At 71.0% G+C, this 25,134-nt stretch carries 22 protein-coding genes; 13 read left to right on the top strand and 9 right to left on the bottom strand.

What is annotated here, in order from left to right; genetic code table 11:
* Positions 1-35 precede the first annotated feature (35 nt).
* Together boxB and boxC are read right to left on the bottom strand one after the other, a co-directional pair.
* Positions 36-1,454 carry a benzoyl-CoA 2,3-epoxidase subunit BoxB gene (gene boxB, locus ACP4E5_RS05385; RefSeq protein WP_425825556.1) on the bottom strand — a complete coding sequence of 473 codons (1,419 nt, stop codon included), beginning with the start codon at positions 1,452-1,454 and terminating at the stop codon, positions 36-38.
* A 2-nt stretch (positions 1,455-1,456) separates the two neighbouring features.
* Positions 1,457-3,121 (bottom strand): 2,3-epoxybenzoyl-CoA dihydrolase, encoded by a 1,665-nt coding sequence (gene boxC, locus ACP4E5_RS05380; RefSeq protein WP_425825555.1) that lies wholly within the window; start codon positions 3,119-3,121, stop codon positions 1,457-1,459.
* A gap of 120 nt (positions 3,122-3,241) precedes the next feature.
* On the opposite strand from boxC, the gene ACP4E5_RS05375 reads away from it, so the two are divergent.
* Positions 3,242-4,615, top strand: coding sequence for an NAD-dependent succinate-semialdehyde dehydrogenase (locus tag ACP4E5_RS05375; protein WP_425825554.1), 1,374 nt, complete (start codon positions 3,242-3,244; stop codon positions 4,613-4,615).
* A gap of 52 nt (positions 4,616-4,667) precedes the next feature.
* On the opposite strand, the gene ACP4E5_RS05370 is transcribed toward ACP4E5_RS05375, so the two are convergent.
* Positions 4,668-4,796: a hypothetical protein gene (locus ACP4E5_RS05370; protein ID WP_425825553.1), complete on the bottom strand. Its 129-nt coding sequence runs from the start codon at positions 4,794-4,796 to the stop codon at positions 4,668-4,670.
* A 174-nt stretch (positions 4,797-4,970) separates the two neighbouring features.
* Between ACP4E5_RS05370 and mptB the strand changes: the two genes are divergently transcribed.
* Both mptB and ACP4E5_RS05360 read left to right on the top strand, forming a co-directional pair.
* Positions 4,971-6,404 (top strand): polyprenol phosphomannose-dependent alpha 1,6 mannosyltransferase MptB, encoded by a 1,434-nt coding sequence (mptB, locus tag ACP4E5_RS05365; protein ID WP_425825552.1) that lies wholly within the window; start codon positions 4,971-4,973, stop codon positions 6,402-6,404.
* Positions 6,401-7,675, top strand: coding sequence for a glycosyltransferase 87 family protein (locus tag ACP4E5_RS05360; protein ID WP_425825551.1), 1,275 nt, complete (start codon positions 6,401-6,403; stop codon positions 7,673-7,675). Before mptB ends, ACP4E5_RS05360 begins: the two co-directional genes overlap by 4 nt.
* Here the strand turns inward: ACP4E5_RS05360 and ACP4E5_RS05355 are convergent.
* The gene (locus tag ACP4E5_RS05355) at positions 7,559-8,410 is read right to left on the bottom strand and encodes a lysylphosphatidylglycerol synthase transmembrane domain-containing protein (protein ID WP_425825550.1); all 852 of its coding nucleotides are present in this window, start codon (positions 8,408-8,410) and stop codon (positions 7,559-7,561) included. The two genes, ACP4E5_RS05360 and ACP4E5_RS05355, sit on opposite strands and share 117 nt — an antisense overlap.
* Positions 8,411-8,908: 498 nt before the next feature.
* Between ACP4E5_RS05355 and crcB (ACP4E5_RS05350) the strand changes: the two genes are divergently transcribed.
* Positions 8,909-9,373 (top strand): fluoride efflux transporter CrcB, encoded by a 465-nt coding sequence (gene crcB, locus ACP4E5_RS05350; protein WP_425841103.1) that lies wholly within the window; start codon positions 8,909-8,911, stop codon positions 9,371-9,373.
* A 79-nt stretch (positions 9,374-9,452) separates the two neighbouring features.
* Positions 9,453-9,827 carry a fluoride efflux transporter CrcB gene (gene crcB, locus ACP4E5_RS05345; protein WP_425825549.1) on the top strand — a complete coding sequence of 125 codons (375 nt, stop codon included), beginning with the start codon at positions 9,453-9,455 and terminating at the stop codon, positions 9,825-9,827.
* 14 nt (positions 9,828-9,841) lie between these two features.
* Here crcB (ACP4E5_RS05345) and ACP4E5_RS05340 read toward each other — a convergent pair whose 3' ends face one another.
* Positions 9,842-10,033: a DUF5999 family protein gene (locus ACP4E5_RS05340; RefSeq protein ID WP_425825548.1), complete on the bottom strand. Its 192-nt coding sequence runs from the start codon at positions 10,031-10,033 to the stop codon at positions 9,842-9,844.
* Between the two features lie 383 nt (positions 10,034-10,416).
* On the opposite strand from ACP4E5_RS05340, the gene kdpF reads away from it, so the two are divergent.
* Genes kdpF through ACP4E5_RS05320 form a run of 4 tightly spaced genes read left to right on the top strand, consistent with a single transcriptional unit; the run spans position 10,417 to position 14,999 of the window.
* On the top strand, positions 10,417-10,506 hold the full coding sequence (gene kdpF / locus ACP4E5_RS05335) for a K(+)-transporting ATPase subunit F (protein WP_425825547.1): 90 nt from the start codon (positions 10,417-10,419) through the stop codon (positions 10,504-10,506).
* An 8-nt stretch (positions 10,507-10,514) separates the two neighbouring features.
* A complete protein-coding gene (gene kdpA / locus ACP4E5_RS05330) occupies positions 10,515-12,179 on the top strand; it encodes a potassium-transporting ATPase subunit KdpA (protein ID WP_425825546.1) in 1,665 nt (554 codons plus the stop codon).
* Between the two features lie 47 nt (positions 12,180-12,226).
* Positions 12,227-14,350: a potassium-transporting ATPase subunit KdpB gene (gene kdpB, locus ACP4E5_RS05325; RefSeq protein WP_425841100.1), complete on the top strand. Its 2,124-nt coding sequence runs from the start codon at positions 12,227-12,229 to the stop codon at positions 14,348-14,350.
* 4 nt (positions 14,351-14,354) lie between these two features.
* Positions 14,355-14,999 (top strand): potassium-transporting ATPase subunit C, encoded by a 645-nt coding sequence (locus tag ACP4E5_RS05320; protein ID WP_425825545.1) that lies wholly within the window; start codon positions 14,355-14,357, stop codon positions 14,997-14,999.
* 21 nt (positions 15,000-15,020) lie between these two features.
* On the opposite strand, the gene ACP4E5_RS05315 is transcribed toward ACP4E5_RS05320, so the two are convergent.
* Positions 15,021-16,448, bottom strand: coding sequence for an SLC13 family permease (locus ACP4E5_RS05315; RefSeq protein WP_425825544.1), 1,428 nt, complete (start codon positions 16,446-16,448; stop codon positions 15,021-15,023).
* Between the two features lie 125 nt (positions 16,449-16,573).
* Positions 16,574-17,314: an IclR family transcriptional regulator gene (locus ACP4E5_RS05310; protein ID WP_425825543.1), complete on the bottom strand. Its 741-nt coding sequence runs from the start codon at positions 17,312-17,314 to the stop codon at positions 16,574-16,576.
* 221 nt (positions 17,315-17,535) lie between these two features.
* On the opposite strand from ACP4E5_RS05310, the gene ACP4E5_RS05305 reads away from it, so the two are divergent.
* The 3 genes from ACP4E5_RS05305 to ACP4E5_RS05295 are packed head-to-tail and all read left to right on the top strand — an operon-like array spanning position 17,536 to position 23,584.
* A complete protein-coding gene (locus tag ACP4E5_RS05305; protein WP_425825542.1) occupies positions 17,536-18,702 on the top strand; it encodes a pyridoxal-phosphate-dependent aminotransferase family protein in 1,167 nt (388 codons plus the stop codon).
* Positions 18,699-21,614 carry an FAD-binding and (Fe-S)-binding domain-containing protein gene (locus tag ACP4E5_RS05300; protein WP_425825541.1) on the top strand — a complete coding sequence of 972 codons (2,916 nt, stop codon included), beginning with the start codon at positions 18,699-18,701 and terminating at the stop codon, positions 21,612-21,614. The genes ACP4E5_RS05305 and ACP4E5_RS05300 overlap by 4 nt, the downstream gene beginning before the upstream one ends.
* Positions 21,611-23,584 (top strand): enoyl-CoA hydratase, encoded by a 1,974-nt coding sequence (locus tag ACP4E5_RS05295; RefSeq protein WP_425825540.1) that lies wholly within the window; start codon positions 21,611-21,613, stop codon positions 23,582-23,584. Before ACP4E5_RS05300 ends, ACP4E5_RS05295 begins: the two co-directional genes overlap by 4 nt.
* Positions 23,585-23,588: 4 nt before the next feature.
* Here ACP4E5_RS05295 and ACP4E5_RS05290 read toward each other — a convergent pair whose 3' ends face one another.
* The gene (locus tag ACP4E5_RS05290) at positions 23,589-24,026 is read right to left on the bottom strand and encodes a MarR family winged helix-turn-helix transcriptional regulator (RefSeq protein ID WP_425825539.1); all 438 of its coding nucleotides are present in this window, start codon (positions 24,024-24,026) and stop codon (positions 23,589-23,591) included.
* Between the two features lie 115 nt (positions 24,027-24,141).
* Between ACP4E5_RS05290 and ACP4E5_RS05285 the strand changes: the two genes are divergently transcribed.
* Positions 24,142-24,567 (top strand): nitroreductase/quinone reductase family protein, encoded by a 426-nt coding sequence (locus ACP4E5_RS05285; protein ID WP_425825538.1) that lies wholly within the window; start codon positions 24,142-24,144, stop codon positions 24,565-24,567.
* A gap of 12 nt (positions 24,568-24,579) precedes the next feature.
* Here the strand turns inward: ACP4E5_RS05285 and ACP4E5_RS05280 are convergent, their stop codons facing one another.
* Entirely contained in the window at positions 24,580-25,128 is a 549-nt protein-coding gene (locus ACP4E5_RS05280) for a sugar O-acetyltransferase (protein ID WP_425825537.1), read from the bottom strand.
* Between the last annotated feature and the right edge of the window lie 6 nt (positions 25,129-25,134).

Below are 25,134 nucleotides of genomic sequence, written 5' to 3'. Positions count from 1 at the left end.
GCTCCCGCTCATCATCGGCTCCCCGGTCGTCGGCTTCAAGTGAGGTGCACGTACTCGTAGTCGAACGGCTTGCCGTTGATGCCCTGGCGCGGCGGGGCGATCCAGGAGGCGATCCGGCCGGGCTCGTGCACGGGCCGCATCAGCGAGCGGATGTACGTCTTGTCCACCTCGGTCGGCAGCCAGGCACCCTTGCCGTCCTCCCACGCGTCGGCGGTGAGCACCGTGCCGTCGGGGGCCACCTCGACGGCGGAGAACGCGCCGACCTGCCGGTTGAACGCGATGTGCGGCAGATACAGCCGCCGGTCGACTCCGGCCTCCTCAAGGAGACGGTTCCACCGGTTCAGGCCGCTGTGGCAGTCGCGGATGTACTCGCGGCGCAGATCGGTGTTGAGGCCCACGAGCGCGGCGACCTCCCGCTGCCCGATCGCGCCGTCGACCAGCGCGTCGACCAGGAACGAGTCGTCGGTCAGGGTGTGGTCGTCCTTGCGGCGCTCCTCGCCCCAGCGGCCCTTGAGCCCCGAGGTGTAGTAGTTCGCGACGTTCGTCGACGTCTCCGAGCCGAACAGGTCGAGCGAGACCGAGTAGTGGAAGTTGATGTACTTCTGGATCACGTCGAGCGGGATGCCGCCGCGGGCGGTCACCTCGTCGGTGTCGTGCTCGCGCATCAGCTCGGCCGTGCGCAGCACCACCCGGTCGATGCCGGTGGTGCCGACGAACATGTGATGCGCCTCTTCCTTGAGCATGAACTCACATGTGCGCGACAGCGGGTCGAAGGCCGACTCCTTGAGCGTGCCCAACTGGTACTTGCCGTCGCGGTCGGTGAAGTACGTGAACATGAAGAAGGACAGCCAGTCGGGCGTCTCCTCGTTGAACGCGCCCAGGATGCGCGGCGATTCGTCGCTGCCGGAGTTGCGGTGCAGCAGCTCCTCGGCCTCCTCGCGCCCCTCACGGCCGAAGTAGGCGTGCAGCAGATACACCATCGCCCACAGGTGCCGTCCCTCCTCCACGTTCACCTGGAAGAGATTGCGCAGGTCGTAGAGGCTGGGCGCGGTCGCACCGAGGTTGCGCTGCTGCTCGACGCTGGCCGGTTCGGTGTCGCCCTGGATGACGATGAGGCGCTGAAGGTCGGCCCGGTACTCGCCGGGTACCTGCTGCCAGGCAGGCTCGCCCCTGTGCGCTCCGAAGGCGATCCGGCGGTCGGGCTTCGGCTCGGCCAGGAACACACCCCACCGGTAGTCGCGCATCGCGACGTGCCCGAACTGCGCCCAGCCGTCGCGGCCGACATCGACCGCGGTGCGCAGATACACGTCGTCGGTGGGCAGGGTGGGGCCCATCGAGTCCCACCACGTCAGGAAGTTGGGCTGCCAGGACTCCAGGGCCCGTTGGAGGCGGCGGTCCTCGTGAAGGTCCACATTGTTGGGGATCTTGTCCGTGTAGTCGGCGGTGAGCGCCATCGTCACACCCGCTTCCGGTCGTATTCGGCGCGCTGTCCTGTGCCGTACCTGCGCAGGGCCCCTTCGGGGCCAGAGGCGTTGGGACGGTTGAAGATCCAGTTCTGCCAGGCGGTGAGCCGTCCGAAGATCTTGGTTTCCAGTGTCTCGGGGCCCGCGAAGCGCAGGTTCGCCTCAAGCCCTGTGAGGGCGTCCGGGCTGAACACGGCCCGCTCCTCCAGCGAGATCCGCACTTCCTCGTCCCAGTCGATGTCGTCGGGGGCGAAGGTGACCAGGCCGAGCCTCTCGGCCTCTTCGGCGTCCAGCGGCCGACCCTCTGTGGCGCGGACGGCCGCCAGTGACTCCTCGTCGCCGAGGAAGCGGGTCTCAAGCCGGCTCAGCCCGTTGCTCATGGGGAGCGGGCCGAGGTTCATCGGGCCGACGACGAGCGCGGCCGGTTCGGCGTCCGGGGCGATCTCCTCGAAGACTCCGGCCAGTTGGAAGGAGCGGTCGGCCGCGAGCACGGTCTCCAGGAGTGTCCCGGCAAAGCAACTGCCCGGCTCTATCAGGGCGATGAGGCTGCGGCTGCTCAGGTCGAGGCGCTTCAGCGTGCGCTTGAGATAGAGCGTGATCTCGCGGGCGAGCCAGTCGTCGCGGTGGGCGAGCAGCAGGGCGTCGTGGCCGAGGACGCGGGAGGCGTCGCCCCGACTCCGTACGACCCAGGTGCCCAACTCCGGTTCGTTCGTACGCAGATCGAGGACGAGGTCGTCGAGCTCGCGGGCCAGGGCGAGCGGCCAGCTCGCGTCGCCCTGCCGGTGCAGGGCGGCGAGGTCGGCCGGCGCGTCCTCCGCCGGGCCTTCGAGAGTGATCTCCACGGTGCGGCGGGCGCGGTCGAGGGTCGCGTGCACGTACCGGTACGCGGCCCGGTCCGCGGTCCGGGTCTTCTCCAGCGGGGTGAGCCGGATCCCCTGGGGTTCGCCCGCCGGGCGGTCGGAGCGGTCGGCGGCCTCGGCGGCGCGGGCGGCGACGGTGTGCTCCCACTCCCTGCGCGGCACCGCCTCGTCGACCAGGCGCCACTGCGCGGCCCGCCTGCCGCCCACGCCCTCCGGTTTCGTGGCGAAGTAGTCGGCGCGGTCGCGGCGCACGTGCCGCTTGTCGACGAGCCGGGTCAGGCCGCCCGTGCCGGGCAGTACGCCCAGCAGCGGCAGCTCGGGCAGGGACACCGCCGACGAGCGGTCGTCGACCAGCAGGATCCGCTCGCAGGCGAGCGCCAGCTCGTAACCGCCGCCGGACGCCGTGCCGTTGAGGGCGGCGAGATAGGTCTGTCCCGAGTGCGCGGAGGCGTCCTCGATGGCGCCCCGCGTCTCGTTCGTGAACTTGCAGAAGTTCACCTTCCACGCGTGACTCGATCCGGCCAGCATCCGGATGTTCGCCCCGGCGCAGAACACCTTCTCCTTGCCGCTCGTCACCACCACCGCACGTACCTCGGGGTGCTCGAAGCGCAGCCGCTGCACGGCGTCGTAGAGCTCGATGTCGACGCCGAGGTCGTAGGAGTTGAGCTTGAGTTCGTAGCCGGGAACGAGGCCGCCCTGCTCCGCCACGTCCATGGTGAGCGTGGCGACGGCCCCTTCGGTCTTCAGCGTCCAGTGGCGGTAGTGCGTCGGGGCGGTCCGGAACTCGACGCCGGCCATGGCAATCCCCTTGTCCTCGGATGAGACAACACTCCACGCATTGCTGTAGCAGCGTCAATATCTCGTAGCATGTTTCCGGGGCATCGCGGCGTCCCGGACACGAAAGGTATGGTCGCGAGCATGACGGCCTACAAAACGGTGAACCCCGCGACCGGCGAGACCCTCGAGGAATTTCCCGAGGCGACCGCGAAGCAGATCGAGACGGCACTGGCCGACTCCCACGCGGCCTACCAGAGTTGGCGCAACTCGCCCGTCGAGACCCGCTCTGCCGTGCTGCGCCGTGTCGGCGAGATCTACCAGGAGCGCAAGGACGAGCTCGCCCGCATCATCAGCCTGGAGATGGGCAAGCCGCTCGCCCAGGCCAAGGGCGAGATCGACATCGTCACCAGCATCTACGAGTACTACGCCACCCAGGGCCCCGGCTTCCTCGCCGACGAGGAGCTCTCGGTCAGCGGCGGCGGCACCGCCACCGTGCGCACCGCCCCGCTGGGCTCGCTGCTCGGGATCATGCCGTGGAACTTCCCGTACTACCAGGTGGCCCGGTTCGCCGCGCCGAACCTGATGCTCGGCAACACGATCCTGCTCAAGCACGCCCCCAGCTGCCCGCAGGCGGCCCTCGCGATGGAGCAGATCTTCACGGACGCCGGCCTGCCGTCCGGCGCGTACATCAACGTCTTCGCCACCAACGACCAGGTCGCCGACATCATCGCCGACCCCCGCAACCAGGGTGTCTCGCTGACCGGCAGTGAGCGGGCCGGCTCGGCGGTCGCCGAGATCGCGGGCCGCAACCTGAAGAAGTGCGTCCTCGAACTGGGCGGCTCCGACGCGTTCATCCTCCTGGACACCGAGGACGTCGCGAAGACGGCCCGCGCGGCGGCGGGCGGCCGGCTCGGCAACGCGGGGCAGGCCTGCAACTCGCCGAAGCGCTTCCTCGTCCAGGAGGGCCTGTACGAGGACTTCGTGCGCGAACTGACCGCGAGCGTCGCGCGGGTGGAGCCGGGCGACCCGCTGGAGCCCGGCACGCGATTCGGCCCGCTGTCCTCGCGCGCCGCCGCCGACCAGCTGCTCGGCCAGATCAAGGACGCCGTCGACAAGGGTGCCACGCTGCACACCGGCGGCGGCCGCGGCGAGGGCCCCGGCGCGTACGTCGAGCCGACCGTGCTGACCGGCATCACGCCCGAAATGCGCGCCTACACCGAGGAGTTGTTCGGCCCCGTGGCCGTCGTCTACCCGGTGACCGACGAGGACGCCGCCGTCGAGCTGGCCAACAGCTCGCCGTACGGGCTCGGCGGCGCGGTCTGGAGCGGCGACGTCGAGCGCGCCAAGCGGGTCGCCGACCAGCTCGACACCGGCATGGTGTGGATCAACGGCTTCGCCGGCACCCAGGCGGACCTGCCCTTCGGCGGCGTCAAGCGCTCGGGCATCGGCCGTGAGCTCGGCAAGTACGGCATGGCGGAGTTCGCCAACAAGAAGCTGATCCGCGTCCAGGGCTGATCACGGACCGGCCGGCCCGCCCCCTGAGCGTCGGGGGCGGGCCGGGGCGCCGCTACTTCCGGCGCCGGAAGAACAGCCACACGCGCGTGGCCATGAGGCCGAGGACCACCACGGCCGCCGTGATCTGCAGCCAGCGCGGGACCGCGCCCAGCTCGGGCAGGAACAGGGCGAGCGGCGTCATCGGCACCACGCTCCTCATGTGCGGCATATGGGGTTCGGGGTCGCGAATGTACCAACTCGTGTCCCGTGCGACCTCGCGCAACGGGCTCGGCGCCGCACGACAGGACATGTTCCCGACCCGCCCCGCTGACGCGCGCGTTCCCTCCCGGCCACCGGACCCGGGCACGCTCACCGGGTGCTCACTCCCGGCGACGCGTCCCACGTCCACCGATGTCGGCTCCTGGGGCTGACCGGAACCGCGGCGGTGGCCCTCGGCGGCGGATACGCCGGCGCGCTCCCGGTCGACGACCTCCCCGACCCCACATCGGGGCCCGCCGCCCTCGGCCTCTTCGGCGCCTACTTCGGCCTGGTGCTGCTCGTCGCCGCCTGGGTCATGCTGGGCCGCACCGTCCTGGGACCCCGGCCCCCGGGCACGCGCGGCATGGTCGCCACCCTCGCCGTCTGGGCCGCGCCCCTGCTCCTCGCCCCGCCCCTGTTCAGCCGCGACGTCTACAGCTACCTCGCCCAGGGCGCCATGTTCGACGCCCACATCGACGTCTACACCCACGGCCCGGCCGTCCTCGGCGGGCCGCTCGCCGCGCAGGTGCCCGCGGTGTGGCAGCACACCCCGACACCGTACGGCCCGGTGTTCCTGCCGTTCGCCGAGCCCGCCGCACGCCTCGCACGGGCCGAACTGACAGGCGGCGTCCTCGGGTTGAGAGGCGTGGCGCTGCTCGGCGTGGCGCTGATGGTGCTGTCGCTGGTCCTGCTGACCCGCGCCGAGCCACAGCGCCGCGCCGCCGCGCTGTGGCTCGGCGCGCTCAATCCGCTGCTGCTGCTCCACCTCGTGGCCGGCGCGCACAACGACGCCCTGATGCTGGGGGTACTCGGCCTCGGCCTCGTCGCCGCGCAGCGCCGTGCCCACGTCCTGGCCGCGGTCCTGATGGCGCTCGCCGCGCTGGTGAAGGCGCCCGCCGCGCTGGGCCTACTGGCCGTCGTGGTGTTCTGGGCGGGACACCTCGACGGGCGGTACAGATGGCTCAGGGCAGCGGCCGCCACCACCGGGATCGCGCTGGTGACGACCGCCGCCGTCACCGCGCTCCTCGGCGGCGGATACGGCTGGATCGGGGCGCTCAGCACCCCGATCACCCACCACAACTGGGCCCTCACCTCGATACTCGGCCGGATCACCGAGGCGGCACTGCACGGCGCGGGCAGCGGCTTCGCCCCGCTCGCCGTCCCGGCCTGGCGCATCGCGGGCCTCGCGGCGGCCGCCGTCTGCGTCCTCGTGTTCTGGTCGCGCGGACCCCGGCGCGGCCCGCTGTTCGCGCTGGGCCTGAGCCTGCTCGCCGTCGTCGTCCTCGGCCCGGCGATACGGCCCTGGTACGCGCTGTGGGGGCTGTTCCCGCTGGCCGCCGCGGCGCCGTCCGGACCGGTGCGGCGGGCACTCGTCGTGGCCAGCGGCATCCTCGCCCTCGCCGAACTCCCCAGCGGAACCGCCCCGGACGCGACCCAGGCGGCCGTCGCCACGTGCGGCGCGCTGGCCGCCCTCGGAGCGCTCTGGTGGGCCCGCCAGTGGGCCGAGCGCACCTCGGGACTCGACGCGGCAGAGGCGAGGAGCATCCTGTGACCACCTGGCAGCGCGCCCGACCACGGACCGACACCCGGACGCTGGTGGCCCTGACCGCACTGTGCGCGGCGGTCGCCCTCTTCCTGGCGCTGGTCCCCCTGCACCGCCACTGGTTCGACCTGCGCGTCTACTACGACGCCGTGCACTTCTGGGCCGGTCGTTCCGGCGGCCTCTACGACTACCGCGTGCCGGGGCAGGCCTACGGGTTCACGTATCCGCCGTTCGCCGCGCTGTGCATGGGGCCGATGACCCTGCTCAGCTGGCCCCTCACCGTCGCCGTCGGCACCACGGCGAACCTCGCCGCGGCGGTGCTCGTCCTGCGGCTGCTCGCCGGGCCGGTCATCCGGCGGCACGGCTGGCCGCCGCTGCCCGCCCACATCGTCGCGGGCTGCCTGTTCGCGCTCCTCGAACCGGTCTACGACACCGTCAGCTTCGGCCAGGTCAATCTCTTCCTGCTGCTCCTCGTCCTGTGCGACGCAAGGCAGTTGGAGCGCGGCGGACGGTTCGCGGGCGTGGGCATCGGCCTCGCCGCCGCCGTCAAGCTCACCCCCGCCCTGTTCATCGGCTATCTGCCGATCACGCGCCGCCGGCGTGCCGCGGCCACCGCCTCCGGAGTGGCCGCCGCCGCGACCCTGCTCGCCCACCTGCTCGCGCCCGGCACCTCGCGGGCCTTCTGGGGCACGGCGCTGTGGGACACCAGCCGCCTCGGTGAACTGGCCTACGTCTCCAACCAGTCCTGGCAGGGCGCGCTGGCCCGCCTCGCCCACCCGGCCGCACCGAGTCCCATGTGGTGGGCGTGCGGGGCGCTCGCCGTCGCCGCGCTGTGGGCGCACCGCGTCCGCCGGGCGGGCGCCGCGGACGTACGCCTCGGCATCGCGGCCACCGGCGTCGCCGCCTGCCTCATCAGCCCCGTCACCTGGGTCCACCACCTCGTCTGGGTGCTGCCCGCACTCGCCGTCCTCGCCGACCGCGCCCTCGAACTCCCGCTCAGCCGGGCCAGGTTGGCCTGGACGGGCACGGCGTACGCGCTGCTGTGCAGCAGCGTCGTGTGGCTGTGGCGGTACGACTCCGGCGGCGTGGACGGCTTCGTCGGCGGCAACACCTTCGTATGGCTCCAACTCGGGCTGCTGTACGCCCTGGTGGACCGGCGGCCGTCAGATCACCTTGCGACGCACCAGCGCGGCCAGCACCAACGCGCCGGGCAGCAGCGGCCCCCAGACGGTGAGCAGACGGAAGCCGACGACCGCCGCGGTCGCCTCGACGACCGGTGACCCCGCGCTCACCAGCGCGATGGCGAGCGCCGCCTCGACGGACCCGATCCCGCCAGGCGTCGGCACCACCCCGGCCACGGCAGAGGCCGCCAGATACGCGAGGGCGATGTCCAGCGACGGCACCGGCATCTGGAGGGAGCGCGCCACCGCGACCATGACGGTGGCCTGCAACGCGGGAAAGCCGACCGCCCCGCACCACAGGGCCAGCGCGCGGGCGGGCCGCGCGTGCAGGGCCCGCACGTCGGTCAGCGCGGTGGCCAGGAAGTCCCGGACGGCCCCGCGCAGCGGCCGCACCCACCACAGCACCCCGGCCGCGACGGCGACCAGCGCGACGATCAGGAGCACCGCCAGGCCGCCACGCTCGGCCGGCATCAGCCCGCCGAGCGACAGCGCGTCAGGCGAGGCCGCCATCAGGGCGAGCAGCAGCCCGTACCGGCCGATGGGCTGCGCCAGCGAGTACAGCGCCAGCGCGGCGCACGCGCGGTTCGCCGATATTCCGCACGAGCGCATGAAGCGCAGCGTCACCACGTGGGCGCCGAGCCCCGCGGGCAGCAGGTGGTTGGCGGACCCCGCGGCGACCTGCGAGGCGAACAGCCGTCCCGCGGGCAGCGGTTCGAGGACGGCGCCCTGCCGCAGCAGACACACCGGCACCCAGCACGCGACCGTGACCGCGGCGGCGGCAAGCAGCCAGCCGGGGTCCGCGCCGCGCAACTGCGCGAGCCCCGAGGTGAACACGGGCCAGTTCCAGGCCACCCACCCGGCGACCAGGACGAGCGGAACGAGCGCGATCCATTTCCGTACGGGCAGCCGGCATCCCGACGCGATCCGCAGGCCAGGGCCAGGAGCAGGGACAGGGACGGAGGAAGGGACAGAGGGAGGTACAGGGGGAGGGGGAGTGGCCACGCTTGAGTCGTCCTTTCGGGGCGCGCACAGCGCAGGGCAAGGGGAGGGAGCGGTATGGGACCTCTACGGTGATGCCCGGTTTTGGCGACGACGTAGTGTCGCGCGCCCGTCGATCTGCGAAACCGTGCGCGGACTGTCGCCGGACGGTGGCCCGGCACGGTGCGAGGTAGGATCTTCGCGGCGGTGATCGTGATCACCGCGCGGCGGTGGGGCCCGCCGTCCTCCAACCGCGGCACCGACGCCGCCAACGGTCCCTGCTCGCGACGACGCGCACCCGTAACGTGTGTGCCCGGTGAGTAGGAGACGTACGTGGGAGAGGCCCGCACCCCGATGCGACACGAACCCGTCGATCCGGACGTGGACCTGCGTGTCCCCGTCCCGAGCAAGGGCGCGCGGCGAGGGCAGGGGCCCGTTGTCGTCGCGGTCTCGCTCGGCGGCGCGGTCGGCGCGAGCGCCCGCTACGGGGCGAGCCTGCTGTGGCCCACGGCGACCGGCGCCTTCCCCTGGACGACGCTCGTCGTCAACGCGATCGGCTGCGCCGTCATCGGCGTCTTCATGGTCGTCATCTCGGAGGTGTGGACGGCCCACCGCCTCGTCCGGCCGTTCTTCGGCACCGGCGTCCTCGGCGGCTTCACGACGTTCTCCACGTACGCCGTGGACATCAGGAACCTGATCGACCAGGGACACGCGCGCACCGCCCTCGGCTATCTGGCCCTGACGGTGTGCGTGGCGCTCGCGTCGGTGTGGGCCGCGGCACATCTGACGCGCCGCGTCGTCGAAGGGAGGCGGCGGTGACATCCGAGACCGTGCACCGCGCCCACGCCGCGGGACTCGCGGGCGCCCCGGTCTTCCCCGGCATGGAGGGCTTCGGCGCGTGAACTGGTTGTTGGTGATCGTGGGCGCGATGGTCGGCGCCCCGCTGCGCTATCTCACCGACCGCGCCGTCCAGTCCCGGCACGACTCGGTGTTCCCCTGGGGCACGTTCGCCGTCAATGTGACGGGCTCCCTGATCCTCGGCCTGGTCACCGGAGCCGTCGCGGCCGGAGGCGCGTCCTCCCAGGTGCAACTGCTGCTCGGCACCGGACTGTGCGGGGCGCTGTCCACGTACTCCACGTTCTCGTACGAGGCCCTGCGCCTGGCCGAGAACGGGGCGCGCTTCTACGCCGTGGTCAACGTCGTCGGCAGCGTCGTGGCGGGAGTCGGCGCGGCGTTCCTGGGCGCGGCACTCGCGGTGGCCCTCTGGGCGTGAGGCGGCGAACACCCTCAGGCCGCGACGGCGAGCCGCTCCACCGGTGCCGGGTGCATCCGGTGCGGGGACACGACGCCGCCGTCGGGCCGCAGCTCTCCCGTGTCGTCGAAGACGATCGTGCCGTCGCAGCGCAGGCCCCAGCCCTGCTCGGGGTGGGCGGCGACGACGTGCTCGGAGTTCGGGCACGCGGGGCGGTGGATACACATGGCGAACCTCCGGGTGGGCCAGTGGGTCGGTAGGCCGGTGGGGCGGTCCGGGAGGGCTGCCCCCATGTGTCGACGATGCGCCCGCCCGGCCCCGCGAACCAGAGCCGGACGCCGAATGTGACAGCTCCCGGACACTCCCGGAACCGTTCCACGACCGCCGCCCGCCCCTGGTCGCGTAAGAGACGCGTCAAGGGCGCCCGCAGTGACGTATGGGAGCCGTCAACGGGGCGCGATACCCGCCCTGACCGGGGGTTTCCTCTGAGTGTCAGTTCCGAATCAAGACTTTCACCCAGGGAGCTCACGATGGCCGACGTGGCCTTCGTCGTCACCACGATCGCGGTTTTCGCGCTGGTGGCACTCGTCGCCAAGGGGGTGACCAAGCTGTGACCGTCGAGAACATGGTCGGCCTCGTCGTGGCCGTCGCCCTCCTGGGCTATCTCGTCCTCGCCCTCATCTACCCGGAGAGGTTCTGAGTACAGATATGAGCCCCGAACTCGCCGGAGTGCTCCAGCTGCTCGCGCTGACAGCGGCGCTGGCACTGGCGTACCGGCCCCTCGGCGACCACATGGCGCGGGTCTACTCCTCCGGGAAGCACCTGCGGGTGGAGAGGTGGATCTACAAGGGCATCGGCGCCAACCCGGACGCCGAGATGCGCTGGACCGCCTACCTGCGCGGCGTCCTCGCCTTCTCGGCGGTGAGCGTCCTCTTCCTCTACCTGCTCCAGCGCGTGCAGGGCAGCCTGCCCGGCTCGCTCGGCTTCGCCTCGATCGACCCGGACCAGGCCTTCAACACGGCCGCGTCCTTCGTCTCCAACACCAACTGGCAGTCGTACGCGGGCGAGCAGGCCATGGGCCACGTCGTGCAGACCGCCGGGCTCGCCGTGCAGAACTTCGTCTCGGCGGCCGTGGGGATCGCCGTGGCGGTCGCCCTTGTACGCGGCTTCGCCCGCTCGTGTACCGGTGAACTGGGCAACTTCTGGGCCGACCTGGTGCGCGGCGTCGTCCGGATCCTGGTCCCGATCGCCGTCGTCGGCGCGCTCGTCCTGGTCGCCTGCGGCGCCATCCAGAACTTCTCCGGCATCCACTCCGTCGGCCAGTTCGTGGGAGGCGGCCAGCAGTGGAACGGCGGCGCCGTCGCCTCCCAGGAGGCCATCAAGGAGCTGGGCACCAACGGCGGCGGCTACTTCAACGCCAACTCGGCCCACCCCTTCGAGAACCCCACCGCGTTCTCGAACCTCTTCGAGGTCTTCCTGATCCTGCTCATCCCGTTCGCACTGACCCGCACCTTCGGCCGCATGGTCGGCTCGGTCAAGCAGGGCTACGCGATCCTCGCCACGATGGCGACCATCTGGATCGGCTTCGTCGCCCTGATGATGTGGACCGAGTTCGCCCACCACGGCCCGGCCTTCGACGCCGCGGGCGGGGCGATGGAGGGCAAGGAGACCCGCTTCGGCATCGGAGCGTCGGCGATCTTCTCGATCTCCACGACGCTCACCTCGACCGGCGCGGTGAACTCCTTCCACTCCTCCAACACCGGACTGGGCGGCGGACTCAACCTGCTCGGCATGCAGCTCGGCGAGATCGCGCCCGGCGGCACCGGATCCGGTCTCTACGGCATGCTGATCATGGCGATCATCGCGGTGTTCATCGCCGGCCTGATGGTCGGCCGCACCCCCGAGTACCTCGGCAAGAAGATCGGCACCCGCGAGATCAAGTTCGCGGCCTGCTACATCCTCATCACGCCGGCCATCGTCCTGGTCTTCACCGCCCTGGCGATGGCCCTGCCGACCCCGCCGAACTCCATGCTCAACCCCGGCGCGCACGGATTCTCCGAGATCCTCTACGCGTACACGTCCGGAGCCAACAACAACGGCTCGGCCTTCGCGGGCCTGTCCGCGGACACGCAGTGGTTCAACACCACGATCGGCCTCGCGATGCTGCTCGGCCGCTTCCTGCCGATGGTGTTCGTGCTCGCGCTCGCCGGTTCGCTGGCCGAGCAGCGTCCCGTCCCGGCGACGGCGGGCACGCTGCGCACCAACAAGCCGCTCTTCACCGGCCTGTTGGTCGGCACGCTCCTGATCATCACCGGCCTGACGTACTTCCCGGCGCTCGCGCTCGGCCCGCTCGCGGAAGGGCTCGCGTCATGACCGTACGCACTGCACGTACCGAACGTTTCGAGAATTCCGAGGACACGATGTCCACGTCCACGTCCGCGTCCACGTCCACTGTCACACCTACCAGGGCGCGCCACCCGGACGTGCCCACCGGGCACAAGCCCGGCGGCGGCAAGGTCGGCGGGGGCCTGTTCGACCCCAAGCAGTTGCTGAAGTCGCTGCCCGAAGCCTGCCGCAAGCTCCATCCGCGCGTCATGGCCAAGTCGCCCGTGATGTTCGTGGTGCTGATCGGGTCCGTGCTGACGACGGTGTTCTCGTGCCTGAATCCGGCCGACTGGTTCGGCTGGACGATCAGTGCCTGGCTGTGGCTGACGGTGATCTTCGCGAACCTGGCGGAGGCCGTCGCCGAGGGGCGTGGCAAGGCGCAGGCGGACACGCTGCGCAAGGCGAAGACCGACACCGTGGCGCGGCGTCTGGCGGGGGACCGCGAGGAGCGGGTCGCCGGTACGCAGCTGACGATCGGCGACCTCGTCGTCTGCGAGGCCGGCGACATCATCCCCGGCGACGGTGACGTCGTCGAGGGCGTGGCCTCCGTCGACGAATCGGCGATCACCGGCGAATCCGCCCCGGTCATCCGCGAGTCCGGCGGCGACCGGTGCGCGGTCACCGGCGGAACGAAGGTGCTCTCCGACCGCGTCGTCGTCAAGATCACGACGAAGCCCGGCGAGACGTTCATCGACCGCATGATCAACCTGGTCGAGGGCGCCGCCCGGCAGAAGACACCGAACGAGATCGCGCTGAACATCCTGCTGGCCTCGCTGACCGTCGTCTTCCTGCTCGCGGTGGCCACGCTGCCGCCGTTCGCCGACTACGCGGGCAAACACCTCACCATGGTCGTCCTCGTGGCCCTGTTGGTGTGTCTGATCCCGACCACCATCGGCGCGCTGCTCTCCGCGATCGGCATCGCGGGCATGGACCGGCTCGTGCAGCGCAACGTACTCGCCATGTCCGGCAGGGCGGTCGAGGCAGCGGGCGATGTGTCCACCTTGCTGCTCGACAAGACCGGCACCATCACCCTGGGCAACCGCCGGGCCGCCGAGTTCGTGCCGGTGCGCGGCACCACCGAGGCCGAGGTCGCCGACGCCGCGCAACTCTCTTCGTTGTCCGACGAGACACCTGAGGGCCGCTCCGTGGTGGTCCTCGCCAAGGAGAAGTACGGGCTGCGCGAGCGGCATCAGGGCGAGCTGACGGGCGCCGAGTGGGTCGAGTTCACCGCCCAGACACGCATGTCGGGTGTCGACGTGGACGGGCGCAAGATCCGCAAGGGGGCGGCCGGTTCGGTCATCGCCTGGGTCGAGGAGCGGGGTGGCCGCATCGCCGAGGACGCGGGCACGCTCGCCGACCGGATCTCCGAGGCCGGCGGTACGCCGCTGCTCGTGGCGGTCGAGGACGCCGGGGGCGCCCGTGTCCTCGGTGTCATCCACCTGAAGGACGTCGTCAAGGACGGCATGCGCGAGCGGTTCGTCGAACTGCGCCGCATGGGCATCAAGACCGTGATGATCACGGGCGACAACCCGCTGACCGCCAAGGCGATCGCCGAGGAGGCGGGCGTCGACGACTTCCTCGCGGAGGCCACTCCCGAGGACAAGATGGCCCTCATCAAGCGGGAGCAGGCGGGCGGCAAGCTCGTCGCGATGACCGGCGACGGCACCAACGACGCGCCAGCCCTCGCACAGGCGGACGTGGGTGTCGCGATGAACACCGGTACGTCGGCCGCGAAGGAGGCCGGCAACATGGTCGACCTCGACTCGGACCCGACCAAGCTCATCGAGATCGTCGAGATCGGCAAGCAACTCCTCATCACCCGGGGCGCGTTGACGACCTTCTCGATAGCCAACGACGTCGCGAAGTACTTCGCGATCATCCCGGCGCTGTTCGCGGCGGTCTACCCGGGCCTGGACAAGCTCAACATCATGGGCCTGTCCAGCCCGGACTCGGCGATCCTCTCCGCGGTCGTCTTTAACGCGATCATCATCATCGCGCTGGTACCGCTCGCCCTGAAGGGCGTCCAGTACCGGCCGGTGAGCGCGGACAGGCTGCTCCGCCGCAACCTCGGGATCTACGGCCTGGGCGGGCTCGTCGCGCCGTTCATCGGCATCAAGCTCATCGACCTCCTCATCTCCCTCATCCCTGGAATCGGTTAAGGCCATGAACAACTCCGTAGGAAACACAGGCCGGTTGCTGTGGGCCGGGGTGCGCGCCCTGATCGTCCTCACCGTCGTGTGCGGCGTGCTCTACCCTCTGGCGGTGACCGGCGTCGCGCAGGTGGCGTTCCACGACAAGGCCAACGGATCCGAGGTCACGTCCGAGGGCAAGGTCGTCGGCTCCTCCCTCATCGGCCAGAGGTACCTCACCAAGGACGGGAAGCCGGACCTGACGTGGTTCCAGTCGCGGCCCTCCAACGGCCTCGGTGAGAACAGCGTGAACACCCAGTACAAGCTGATCCTCTCCGGCGCCACCAACCTCTCCGGTGACAACAAGGAGTTGGTGAAGCAGGTCGAGTCCGCCAAGGCCGCCGTCGTCAAGGACAACTCCACGGCGGCGTACAAGGTGAAGGCCTCGGACGTCCCGGCCGACGCCGTCACCTCCTCCGGCTCCGGACTCGACCCGGCGATCTCCCCCGAGTACGCCGACCTCCAGGTGCACCGCGTCGCGGAGCGCAACCACCTCTCCGTCACTCGGGTCCAAAAGCTCGTCGACACACACAAGGACGGCCGGGACCTCGGATTCATGGGGGAGCCGCGGGTCAACGTCCTCGAACTCAACGTCGCGCTCGGGCAGTTGACCCGGTGAGCGGCCCCGGACGCTGCGCTATTACAGCTGGCCGGGGACGATGAGGATGACCCAGGTCGCGAGCGGGGCGATCAGGGTCATGCTCAGGCCCCATGCCATCAGCCGTCGGAAGACGGTGTCCCGCATCTCCTCCGGTGCGCCGGCCACGGTCAGCGCGCCACTGGTGGAGAACGGTGAGGAGTCCACCACAGAGGACGAGATGGCCAGGGCGCTGATCATTCCGATCGCGCCGATCTCGCCCCCGGCCAGGAACGGGACGGCCAGCGGGATGAGCGCGCCCAGGATGCCGGTCGTGGACGCGAACGCGGACACCACGCCGCCGATCACGCAGATCAGCAGCGCCGACACCAGAGGCGTGCCGAGGTCGCTGACGCTCTCTCCGGCCCACTTGATGGTGCCCATCTTGTCCATCAGGCTGACGTACATCACGATGCCGCAGACCAGCAGGACCGTGGGCCAGGCGCAGCGCTCGACGGCTCCCTTCGCCGAGGCGGGGGAGACGAGGCACAGGACGGCCGAGACCACGAAGGCCATCAGGCCCACGTCGAGGTCGAAGGCGAGGGAGCCGACGGCCAGACTGATCACCCCGAGCACGGTGAGCGCGCGGACGGGGTCGAGGCGGACCTCCTCGGTGTCGGTGTCTGTATCGGGGGCGGAGGGCCGGGGTTTCGGCGGGGCGGCCACCTGACCACCGGTAGCCACCTGACCGCCCGCCGGGGCCGACGCCGGTACGGGTTCGCCCGCCGGGGCCGGGACCGACGCGGCGGGCGTGTCACCGCCCGTGGTGACCCCTGGTGTGGCGCCCGTGTCACCGGGCGCCCCACCGGGGCTCTCCGCCCGCCTGCCCAGCAGCTTGCGGCCGCCGAACAGGAAGAAGACGACCACGCTCAGCGCCAGGTTGAAGAGGAACGAGGTCAGGAAGAGCATGCCCTCGCTGCCGGGCAGGTCCTCCCGCTGCACCACGCCGTTGGTGATGGTGCCGAAGATGCTGATCGGCGAGAAGCCGCCCGCGCTGGCACCGTTGATGACGAGCAGTCCCATCAGGACCGGGTTGATTTTGTGGCGCACGGCGAAGCCCATGCCGATGGGCGCCATGATGCCCACCGCGCCGGGGACCACTGCCCCGGAGGCCGTCAGCGCCGCCGTGATCAGAAACATCACCCACGGGATGAGGGCGATTCTTCCGCGCACGGCACGGGTCGAGGCCTGGACGAGCCAGTCCGCCGTGCCGTTGTTCTTGGCGATCGCGAACAGCAAGGTCACGCCGACGAGCACCACGAACAGGTCGCCGGGAAAGCCGGCGAAAAGCTCGTCCGCCGACTCACCGGCGACGGCCGTGCCGACGACGAACGTGGCGACGACTGCGATGACGCCCATGTGCACCTTGGAGAAGGTCGCGATGACGAACACGAGCACAAGGCCGATGATGGAGATGACTTGGTCTGACACGAGGCTTCCTCGCCTTCGGTCGGTGGTCACCACACATTCAGGACGTTCCGGATTCCGGAATCTGGGTTTCGGGTTGGGGCGAGAGTATGGAAGCCGTCTGATGACTCGTCAAGACACCTTGCGCATCAGGAGATTCGGGTACTGATCGTCCGCGCGGCTTCCTGTACCAGGCCACCGAAGGTGGCGGCCGCGTCCTCGGTCATCCGGCTCGTCGGCACATTCACGCTGACGCTGGCCACCGGCAGGCCTCCCGATCCGAGCACGGCGGAGGCCACCGCCGAGACATCGGCGCGCCACTCGCCGGAGTTCGTCGCGTAGCCGCGCGCCCTGATCTCCCGTACCTCCGCGAGGAGTTGCTCCCGGTCGGTGACCGTGGTGCCGGTGTAGCGCGGCAGCCCCTCGTCGAGGTAGCGCTCGACCGCGTCGTCGGGGTCGGCCGCGAGCACCGCCTTGCCGTTCGCTGAGGCGTGCATCGGAAGATCCTGGCCGAGCGGAAGGATGATGCGCACGGCCTTGCTCGTCTGGAGGCGCTCGACCAGCAGCACCCTTCCGCCCTCGCGGACCGCCAGGTGGACCGTCTCGTCGGTCCGCCCGCGCAGCTCTTCCATCACCGGCAGGGCGGCGTCCCGCAGGCCCAGCTCGTCGGTGGCGTGCCGTCCCACGTGCAGCGCCTTGGTGGTCACCACCCAGCGGGTGGGGGTTCCTCCGGCGGGGCGGATCCAGCCGGTGGTGTGCAGCGTGACGAGGGAGCGCTGCACGGAACTCTTCGGCAGGTCGAGGGACCTGGCCAGGTCGGCGACGCCGACGGGCTGCATGGCGGCCACTTCCTCGAGCGCCCGCAGGGTGTTGGCCACGTTCTGCATCATCGCGAGTCCTCACGCATTCGTTGCCTGCCTGCCTGCCTGCCTGCCTGCCGATCGACCGTCCGCCGATCGACCGTCCGCCGATCGGCCGGCCGCCCGTCGATCCCAACCCGCGACCCGTACAGGGCCGTTGACGCGTCGGCGAGGGGAAGCCTACGCTCCATGTGCCGCTTCACGGTATGGCGTGCCGTCTCACGGCACAACACCTTTGAGGAGTCGACCGCATGACGCTCCGCACCGGCCGCCACTTCCTGCAGATCCCCGGCCCCACCAACGTCCCCGACCGGGTCCTGCGCGCCATGGCGGCGCCCACCATCGACCACCGCGGCCCGGAGTTCGCCGAGCTGACGAAGCGTCTGCTCGCTGCCCTTAAACCGGTGTTCGGGACGGCGGGCCCCGTCGTCGTCTACCCGGCCTCCGGCACGGGAGCCTGGGAGGCCGCGCTGGTCAACACGCTCAGCCCCGGCGACCGGGTGCTCTCCTTCGAGACCGGGCACTTCGCCGTGCTCTGGCGCGAGATGGCCCGCGGCCTGGGCCTCGACGCCGACACCGACGCCGTACCCGGTGACTGGCGCCGAGGAGCCGACCCGGAGGTGCTCGCCGAGCGGCTCGCCGCCGACACCGGCCACCGCATCAAGGCGGTCTGCGTCGTCCACAACGAGACATCGACCGGCGTCACCAGTCGCATCCCCGAACTGCGCGCGGCGATCGACGCCGTGGGCCACCCCGCCCTGCTGCTCGTCGACACCATCTCCTCACTCGGCTCCATCGACTACCGGCACGACGAGTGGGGTGTCGATGTCACCGTCGCCGGCTCGCAGAAGGGGCTGATGCTGCCGCCGGGCCTCAGCTTCAACGCCGTGAGCGACAAGGCACTCGCCGCCTCCCGCACCGCCCGGCTCCCCAGGTCCTTCTGGAGCTGGCAACCGATCATCGACGCCAACGCCAAGGGTGCCTTCTCGTACACCCCGGCCACCAACCTCCTCTATGGCCTGGACGAGGCGCTGCGCATGCTGGCGGAGGAGGGCCTGGACAACGTGTTCGCCCGGCACGCCCGGCACGCCGCCGCCACCCGCGCCGCCGTGCGCGGATGGGGCCTCGAAGTGCTGTGCGCCGACGAGCGTGAGCACTCCGGCTCACTCACCGCCGTCCTCATGCCCGAAGGGCACGACGCCGACAAGCTCCGCAAGGTCATCCTGGAGCGCTTCGACATGTCACTCGGCTCCGGTCTCGGAAAGCTCGCGGGACGTGTCTTCCGCATCGGCCACCTCGGCAACTTCAACGACCTGTCCCTCGCGGGCACCCTCGCCGGCGTGCAGATGGGTCTCGAACTCGCGGGTGTCCCGGTCCAACGGGGCGGTCTCGAGGCGGCGTTGGAGGTGCTGCGATGACGGCCTCCAGCGAGGTCCGCACCGCAGCCCGCGACCTCGAAGCGGCGCTGCGCCGCGACCTCGACGGCGAGGTCGCCTTCGACGACTACACGCGGCACCTGTTCTCCCGCGACGCCAGCATGTACGCGATCACCCCGCAGGGCGTCGTCTTCCCGCGCCACGCCGACGACGTGCGGGCCGCGGTCGCGGCAGCCGCCGAGCACGGTGTGCCGCTGGTGCCCCGGGGTGCCGGTACCAGCCTGGCCGGACAGACCGTGGGCCCCGGCCTCGTCCTGGACCTCTCCCGGCACATGCACCGCATCGTCGAACTCGATGCCGACGCGCGCACCGCACTCGTCGAACCCGGCGTCGTACAGGACCAGTTGAACCGCGCGGCCGCCCAGCACGGCCTCATGTTCGGCCCGGACACCTCCACCAGCAACCGCGCCACCATCGGCGGCATGATGGGCAACAACTCGGCGGGCAGTGGCTCGATCCGCTACGGCATGACCATCGACCACGTACGGGAGCTGGACGTCGTCCTCTCGGACGCGACGACGGCCCGCCTCGCCCCCGTCGACGAGAAGGAGCGCGCCCGCCGCGTCGCCCTCGACACCTTGGAGGGGCGGCTCCACCGCGAGCTCCCGAAGATCGTCGACGCGCACGCCGCCTCGATCGCCACGGACTTCCCCGACTACTGGCGACGCTCCGGCGGTTACCGCCTCGACCGGCTCGCCGGGACCGGCGGCGATGCCCCCTTCGACCTCGCGAAGTTCGTCGTCGGCTCGGAGGGCACCCTCGTCGTCGCCACCCGCGCCCTGGTCGACCTCGTGCCGAAGCCCGCGCGCACGGTCATCGCCGTCGGCCACTTCACCTCCGTCGCCGGAGCCATCGAGGCCACCGAGGACGCCCTCGGCCTCGATCCGTCCGCCGTCGAGATGATGGACCGGACGATCCTCGACCTCTCCCGGCAGAAGATCGAGTACGCCTCGCTCGGAAGCATCCTCGAAGGCGACCCCGAGGCCCTGCTCTTCGTGAGCTTCACCGGCGACGACGAAGCCGAACTCAGCGGTCGCCTCCAGGAGTTGACGGCCCTGTGGAAGCGGCACGGCCACGGCTACCACACCCTCCAGGCCGTCACCCCCGCCCAGCAGTCCGGGCTGCTCAAGGTCCGCAAGTCCAGCCTCGGGCTGCTGATGGCCGCGAGCGCGGGCACGCGGCGCCCGCTGGCCTTCATCGAGGACACCGCAGTCGACCCGCAGCACCTCGCCGCGTACACCAGCCGCTTCAAGCAGGTCCTGGACCGGCACGGCCTCGACGCCGGTTTCTACGGCCACTGCTCCGTCGGCTGCCTGCACATCAGGCCCTTCGTCGACGTCGCCGACCCCGCCCAGGTCCGTACGATGCGGGCGGTCGCCGAGGAGATCAAGGACCTGGTCCGTGAGTACGGCGGCGTCAACTCCAGCGAGCACGGCGACGGCCTGGCCCGCAGCGAGTTCAACCGCGAGCTCTACGGCGACGACCTGTACGAGGCGATGCGCGAGGTCAAGGGCCTCTTCGACCCGGAGAACCGGCTGAATCCCGGCAAGATCGTCGACGCCCCGGCGATGACCGAGCACCTCCGCGACGCGGCCCTGCCGCCCGCGCCGCCCCTGCGTACTCACCTCGACTTCGAGGTCGTCGGCGGGGGAGCGGCGGGTGGTGGCATGCGCGGCGCCGCCGATCGGTGCATGAACATCGGCCTGTGCCGCAAGAGCGACGCGGGCGCCATGTGTCCCTCGTACATGGTGACCCGGCACGAACACGACTCCACGCGCGGCCGGGCGAACGCACTTGTCAAGGCGCTCTCCGAGCCCGACCCGAAGGCGGCGCTCGGCGACGAGGGGCTGCACGACGTCCTCGACCTGTGCCTGATGTGCAAGGCGTGCAAGAGCGAGTGTCCGCTCGGCGTCGACATGGCCACACTGAAGGCCGAGACCCTGGCACACCATCACGAGCAGCACGGCACACCGCTCCGCTCGCGGGTCTTCGGCGCCATCCGCCGCCTCAACCAACTTGGCTCGGCGACGGCGCCGTTCTCCAATCTGCCGCTCCCCAGGAGGCTGTTGGAGCGCGGACTCGGTATCGCCCGCGCGCGTCCCCTACCGGTGTTCGCCCGCCGCAACCTGGTGACATGGTTCCGGCGCAGGCCGGGAAGCGTGGCCGGCGGCCAGGGAACGGTCACCCTCCTCGCCGACTCCTTCACCACATACACCGACCCCGACGTCGGCCGCGCCGCCGTCGAACTCCTCGAACGGGCGGGCTGGCACGTGGAGTTGGAGAGCGGCGGCTGCTGCGGCCGCGCCGCCTTCTCCAAGGGGCTGCTCGACCAGGCGAAGGCACAGGCTGGCGACCTCGTGCACCGGCTCGCGGGCACGGGGGAAGGCCCCATCGTCGGCTGCGAGCCGTCCTGCCTGCTGACCCTGCGCGACGAACACCGCGCCCTGCTGCCGGGAGACCCGGCAGTCGCCCAAGTGTCGGGCCGAGTACAGCAGTTGGAGGAGTTGCTCACCGAGGCCATCGACGACGGCAGGCTCGCACTGCGGGACGACGCCGGGCCCGCGGGGCGTCGCATCCTCTTCCACGGCCACTGCCACCAGAAGGCGGAGGTCGGCACCGCCGCCACCGTCGCGCTCCTCCAGCGGATCCCGGGCGCCGAGGTGGTCGAACTGGACGCCGGGTGCTGCGGGATGGCGGGCTCGTTCGGCTTCGAGGCCGAGCACTACGACACCTCCATGGCGGTCGGCGAGGACCGGCTCTTCCCCGCGGTCAGGGCCGAACCGGACGACACCGTGGTCGCCGCCACCGGTGTCTCCTGCCGCCAGCAGATCCACCACGGCACGGAGCGCACCGCGGTGCACCCGCTCCAGCTGATACGGGAGGCGGTGCGATGACCGGCACCTCAGGCGCGCTCGACGGCGTCCGGATCCTCGACCTCACCCAGGTCATGGCGGGCCCGTACTGCACGATGCTGCTCGCCGACCTCGGCGCGGACGTCATCAAGGTCGAGTCACCCGAGGGCGGCGACCAGACCCGCACCTCCATGGGCACACCGCGCCCCGGCAGCGACACCCCCGCCTTCCACGCCCTCAACCGCAACAAGCGCAGTGTCACCCTGGACCTGCGCACCGACGCCGACCGCGCGGAGTTCTTCCGCCTCGCCGCCGACGCGGACGTCGTCGTGGAAAACTTCCGGCCCGGAGTCACCGACCGCCTCGGCGTCGGCTACGAAGCGGTCCGCGAGGTCAGGCCCGACATCATCTACGCGTCGATCTCCGGCTTCGGCCAGTACGGCCCGTACGCCGACCGGCCCGGCTACGACCTCATCGCCCAGGGCATGGCGGGCGCCGTCAGCGTCACCGGCGACCCGGACGGCCCACCGGTCAAGTGCGGGCTGCCGGTGGGCGACCTCGGCGCGGGCATGCTGTGCGCGCTGAGCATCGCCGCCGCACACGTCCACCGGCTCCGCACGGGGGAGGGCCAGTACCTCGAAACCTCCCTGTACGAAGCGGTGTTGGCGATGTCCGTATGGGAGTCGGTCGAGTACTTCTCCGGCGGCGAACCCCCACAGCGGCTCGGCTCCGCGCACCGCATGTCCGCCCCCTACCAGGTCGTCCGCACCAAGGACGGCCACGCCACCGTCGCCGCCAACAACCAACGGCTGTGGCTGCGGCTGTGCGAGGCCCTCGACCTCCAACACCTCTCGGACGACGACCGGTTCGCCACCAACACCGACCGGATGCGGCACCGCGCCGAACTGATCGCCCTCCTCGAAGGGCGCCTCGCGGCGACCAGCACAGAGGAATGTGTGGCCCAGCTCCTCGAAGCGGGCGTCCCCGCGGGCCCGATCCTCGACTACGGCCAGATCCTCGACCACGACCCGCACGCCCGGGCCCGCGGCATGGTCGAGGAGTACGACCACCCGGTCGACGGCCGCAGCCGCGTCGTCGGCTTCCCGGTGAAACTCGCCCGCACCCCGGCACGGCTGCGCCGCCACCCGCCGGTACTCGGCGAGCACAACGAGGAACTCCTCGGAAAGGGGACGGAGTTGACGGCAGACGACGACGGGGGTGGCGGCTCCGTCACCTGGACCCGCGTACCGGTTCCCGGAACCGCCACGTACGCGGCCCACCTCACCCTCGCCAACCCCGACCGGCGAAACGCCCTGACCCTGCGCATGTACGACCAACTGGAGCGCGCCTGTCAGGAGATCGACGCCGACCCCGACATCCGCCTCACCGTGCTGCGAGGCGCGGGCGGGCGGGCGTTCGCGGCCGGCACCGACATCCGCGAGTTCCGTGACGTCGCGAGCGGCGAGGACGGCGTGGCGTACGAGCGTCGTGTGGGCCTCGCCGTCGACCGGCTCGCAGGGATGCGGATGCCCGTCGTCGCCGCGGTCGAAGGCCCGGCCGTCGGCGCGGGCAGCGCCCTCGCGAGCTGCTGCGACGTGGTGCTGTGCACCCCGGACGCCGTCTTCGGCGCCCCCATCGGCCGCACGCTCGGCAACTGCCTTTCCCCCGCCATGATCTCCCGCCTCTACGCGGGCCTCGGCCGCGCCCGCACCCTGCGTTCCCTGCTCGCCGGACGACTGATCACCGCGACGGAGGCGTACGAGTCCGGTTTCGTGGCGGACATCGTCGAACCGGCAGACCTTGACACCCGCCTCGCGGAACTCACGGCGGACATCGCCCGCTGCGCCCCGCTCACCCTGGCGGCCCTGAAGGAGGCGGACCGCCGCGTCCTGGCCGCCTCGGCGCCCGGCCACGCCGAGGACCTGTACGCCCGCGTCTACGGCAGCCGCGACTTCGCCGAGGGCGTGGCGGCGTTCCTGGAGAAGCGGAAACCGGAGTGGGAGGGGCGGTAGTCCCTCACTCGTCCCCGGGGTCCACGTTCCGCGCGAGGTGCCGCAACAGCCGGCTCAGCTCGGCGCGGTCGGCGTCCGAGAGGCCCGCGCCCAGGTCGCGGTCGAAGGAGGTCGCGGCCTTCCGCATGCGCCGGAACGCCGCCTCGCCCGCCTCGGTCAGCTCCACCACGTGAATGCGCCGGTTCGCGGTGTCGCGCCGCCGCGTGATCAGACCCCGCTTGTCCATCGCGTTGAGGTGGTGCGTGAGCGTCGCGTCCCGCACGCCGACCGCCTCGGCCAGTTGACGCTGGTTGCCGGGGCGCCCGGTCTTCAGGTTCAGCAGGATCAGCCACACCGGCAACGAGCCGTCGGCCTCCTCCAGTGCTTCTTCGAAGGCCCGGCCGACCGTGCGGGCGGCCCGGCTCAGCTGGAGACCGAGAGGCGGGGAGGCAGGCTGATGCATGCCACAACTTTAGCAGCGAAGTCGAAACGTTTGATGTCTAAGCATTAGGTGTCTATCCTTGGAGGGTGAGGAGGGGGCGTCACGGCACATCTGTCGCAGGAGAAGAGGTCCCACCATGTCCACCAGGAACTATCTGCGCCCGCCCTGGGCGGCGCGCGTCATCGGCGGGCGCATGGCGCGCCTGGTCAAGCCCAAGGTGGTCAGCCTGCTGTCGGTCCCCGGACGCACCACGGGCGCCTGGCGCTCCACCCCCGTGGCCGTCCTCGACCACGGAGGCGCGGAGTACCTGCTGGCCGCCTACGGCGACACCGAATGGTCCCGGAATCTGCGCGCCAGCAAGTCGGGCCGCCTCACCCGGCGCGGCCGCGTCGAGCAGTTCACGGCGGTCGAGGTCGACCGGTCGGAGCTCCCGGCTCTGATGGAGGCCTACCTGGACCACTTCGGCAAGCTCCCGAACGTCGCCAAGACCTTCGAGGCGCTGCCGGACCCCGCCGACCACCCCGCCTTCCGCATCACGGTCACGGCGAGCGAGCGCGCGTAGCCGCACCCGGGCTCAGTCCTCCCAGTGCTTGCGCGCGACCGCCGCGGACCCGGTCACAAGGGTGTCAGGCGGTACGTCCTTGGTGACCACGGCTCCGGCGCCGATCACGGCACCGCGGCCGATCGTGACACCGGGCAGCACCGTCACCGACGCGCCGAGCCAGGCGCCGGCCCCGATCGTGATGGGCGCCCGCGTGATGAACTCGCTGCGCTCGGACGCGCGGAGCGGGTGGTCGGAGGAGATCAGGTTCGTCTTCGGCCCGATCAGCACGCCGTCGCCCAGGCGGATACCCCCCTGGTCGAGGAACGTGCACCCCTGGTTCACGAAGACGTGCTCGCCGAACTCGATGCGGAGCCCGTGGTCCGTGTAGAAGGGTGGATAGACGGTGACGGAGTCCGGTACCGGCTTGCCGACGATGTCGGACAGCAGCGCCGCGCGCCCGGCCTTGTCGTCGAAGGGCAGGACGTTCAGCCGTGAGGTCAACGCGGTGACGTACTCGATGCGCTCGGCCACGCGCGCGAACTCGGGTGTCTGGACGTAGAGGCGATCCTGATCAGGCATGACCGT

It is taken from the genome of Streptomyces fractus (genome assembly GCF_049844455.1).
In the GTDB taxonomy this organism is placed as follows: Bacteria; Actinomycetota; Actinomycetes; order Streptomycetales; family Streptomycetaceae; genus Streptomyces; species Streptomyces fractus.
This window is presented reverse-complemented; position numbering and strand designations above follow the sequence as displayed.

Bases quoted from the DNA above. Each gene is read 5' to 3' on its own strand.
- ACP4E5_RS05295 (WP_425825540.1), top strand. From the start codon at position 21,611: ATGACCGGCACCTCAGGCGCGCTCGACGGCGTCCGGATCCTCGACCTC.
- ACP4E5_RS05300 (WP_425825541.1), top strand. From the start codon at position 18,699: ATGACGGCCTCCAGCGAGGTCCGCACCGCAGCCCGCGACCTCGAAGCG.
- ACP4E5_RS05375 (WP_425825554.1), top strand. From the start codon at position 3,242: ATGACGGCCTACAAAACGGTGAACCCCGCGACCGGCGAGACCCTCGAG.
- ACP4E5_RS05305 (WP_425825542.1), top strand. From the start codon at position 17,536: ATGACGCTCCGCACCGGCCGCCACTTCCTGCAGATCCCCGGCCCCACC.
- kdpB (WP_425841100.1), top strand. From the start codon at position 12,227: ATGTCCACGTCCACGTCCGCGTCCACGTCCACTGTCACACCTACCAGG.
- boxB (WP_425825556.1), bottom strand. From the start codon at position 1,454: ATGGCGCTCACCGCCGACTACACGGACAAGATCCCCAACAATGTGGAC.
- ACP4E5_RS05280 (WP_425825537.1), bottom strand. From the start codon at position 25,128: ATGCCTGATCAGGATCGCCTCTACGTCCAGACACCCGAGTTCGCGCGC.
- ACP4E5_RS05370 (WP_425825553.1), bottom strand. From the start codon at position 4,796: ATGACGCCGCTCGCCCTGTTCCTGCCCGAGCTGGGCGCGGTCCCGCGC.
- ACP4E5_RS05290 (WP_425825539.1), bottom strand. From the start codon at position 24,026: ATGCATCAGCCTGCCTCCCCGCCTCTCGGTCTCCAGCTGAGCCGGGCC.
- kdpA (WP_425825546.1), top strand. From the start codon at position 10,515: ATGAGCCCCGAACTCGCCGGAGTGCTCCAGCTGCTCGCGCTGACAGCG.
- ACP4E5_RS05285 (WP_425825538.1), top strand. From the start codon at position 24,142: ATGTCCACCAGGAACTATCTGCGCCCGCCCTGGGCGGCGCGCGTCATC.
- ACP4E5_RS05310 (WP_425825543.1), bottom strand. From the start codon at position 17,314: ATGATGCAGAACGTGGCCAACACCCTGCGGGCGCTCGAGGAAGTGGCC.
- boxC (WP_425825555.1), bottom strand. From the start codon at position 3,121: ATGGCCGGCGTCGAGTTCCGGACCGCCCCGACGCACTACCGCCACTGG.
- ACP4E5_RS05340 (WP_425825548.1), bottom strand. From the start codon at position 10,033: ATGTGTATCCACCGCCCCGCGTGCCCGAACTCCGAGCACGTCGTCGCC.
- ACP4E5_RS05320 (WP_425825545.1), top strand. From the start codon at position 14,355: ATGAACAACTCCGTAGGAAACACAGGCCGGTTGCTGTGGGCCGGGGTG.
- crcB (WP_425841103.1), top strand. From the start codon at position 8,909: ATGCGACACGAACCCGTCGATCCGGACGTGGACCTGCGTGTCCCCGTC.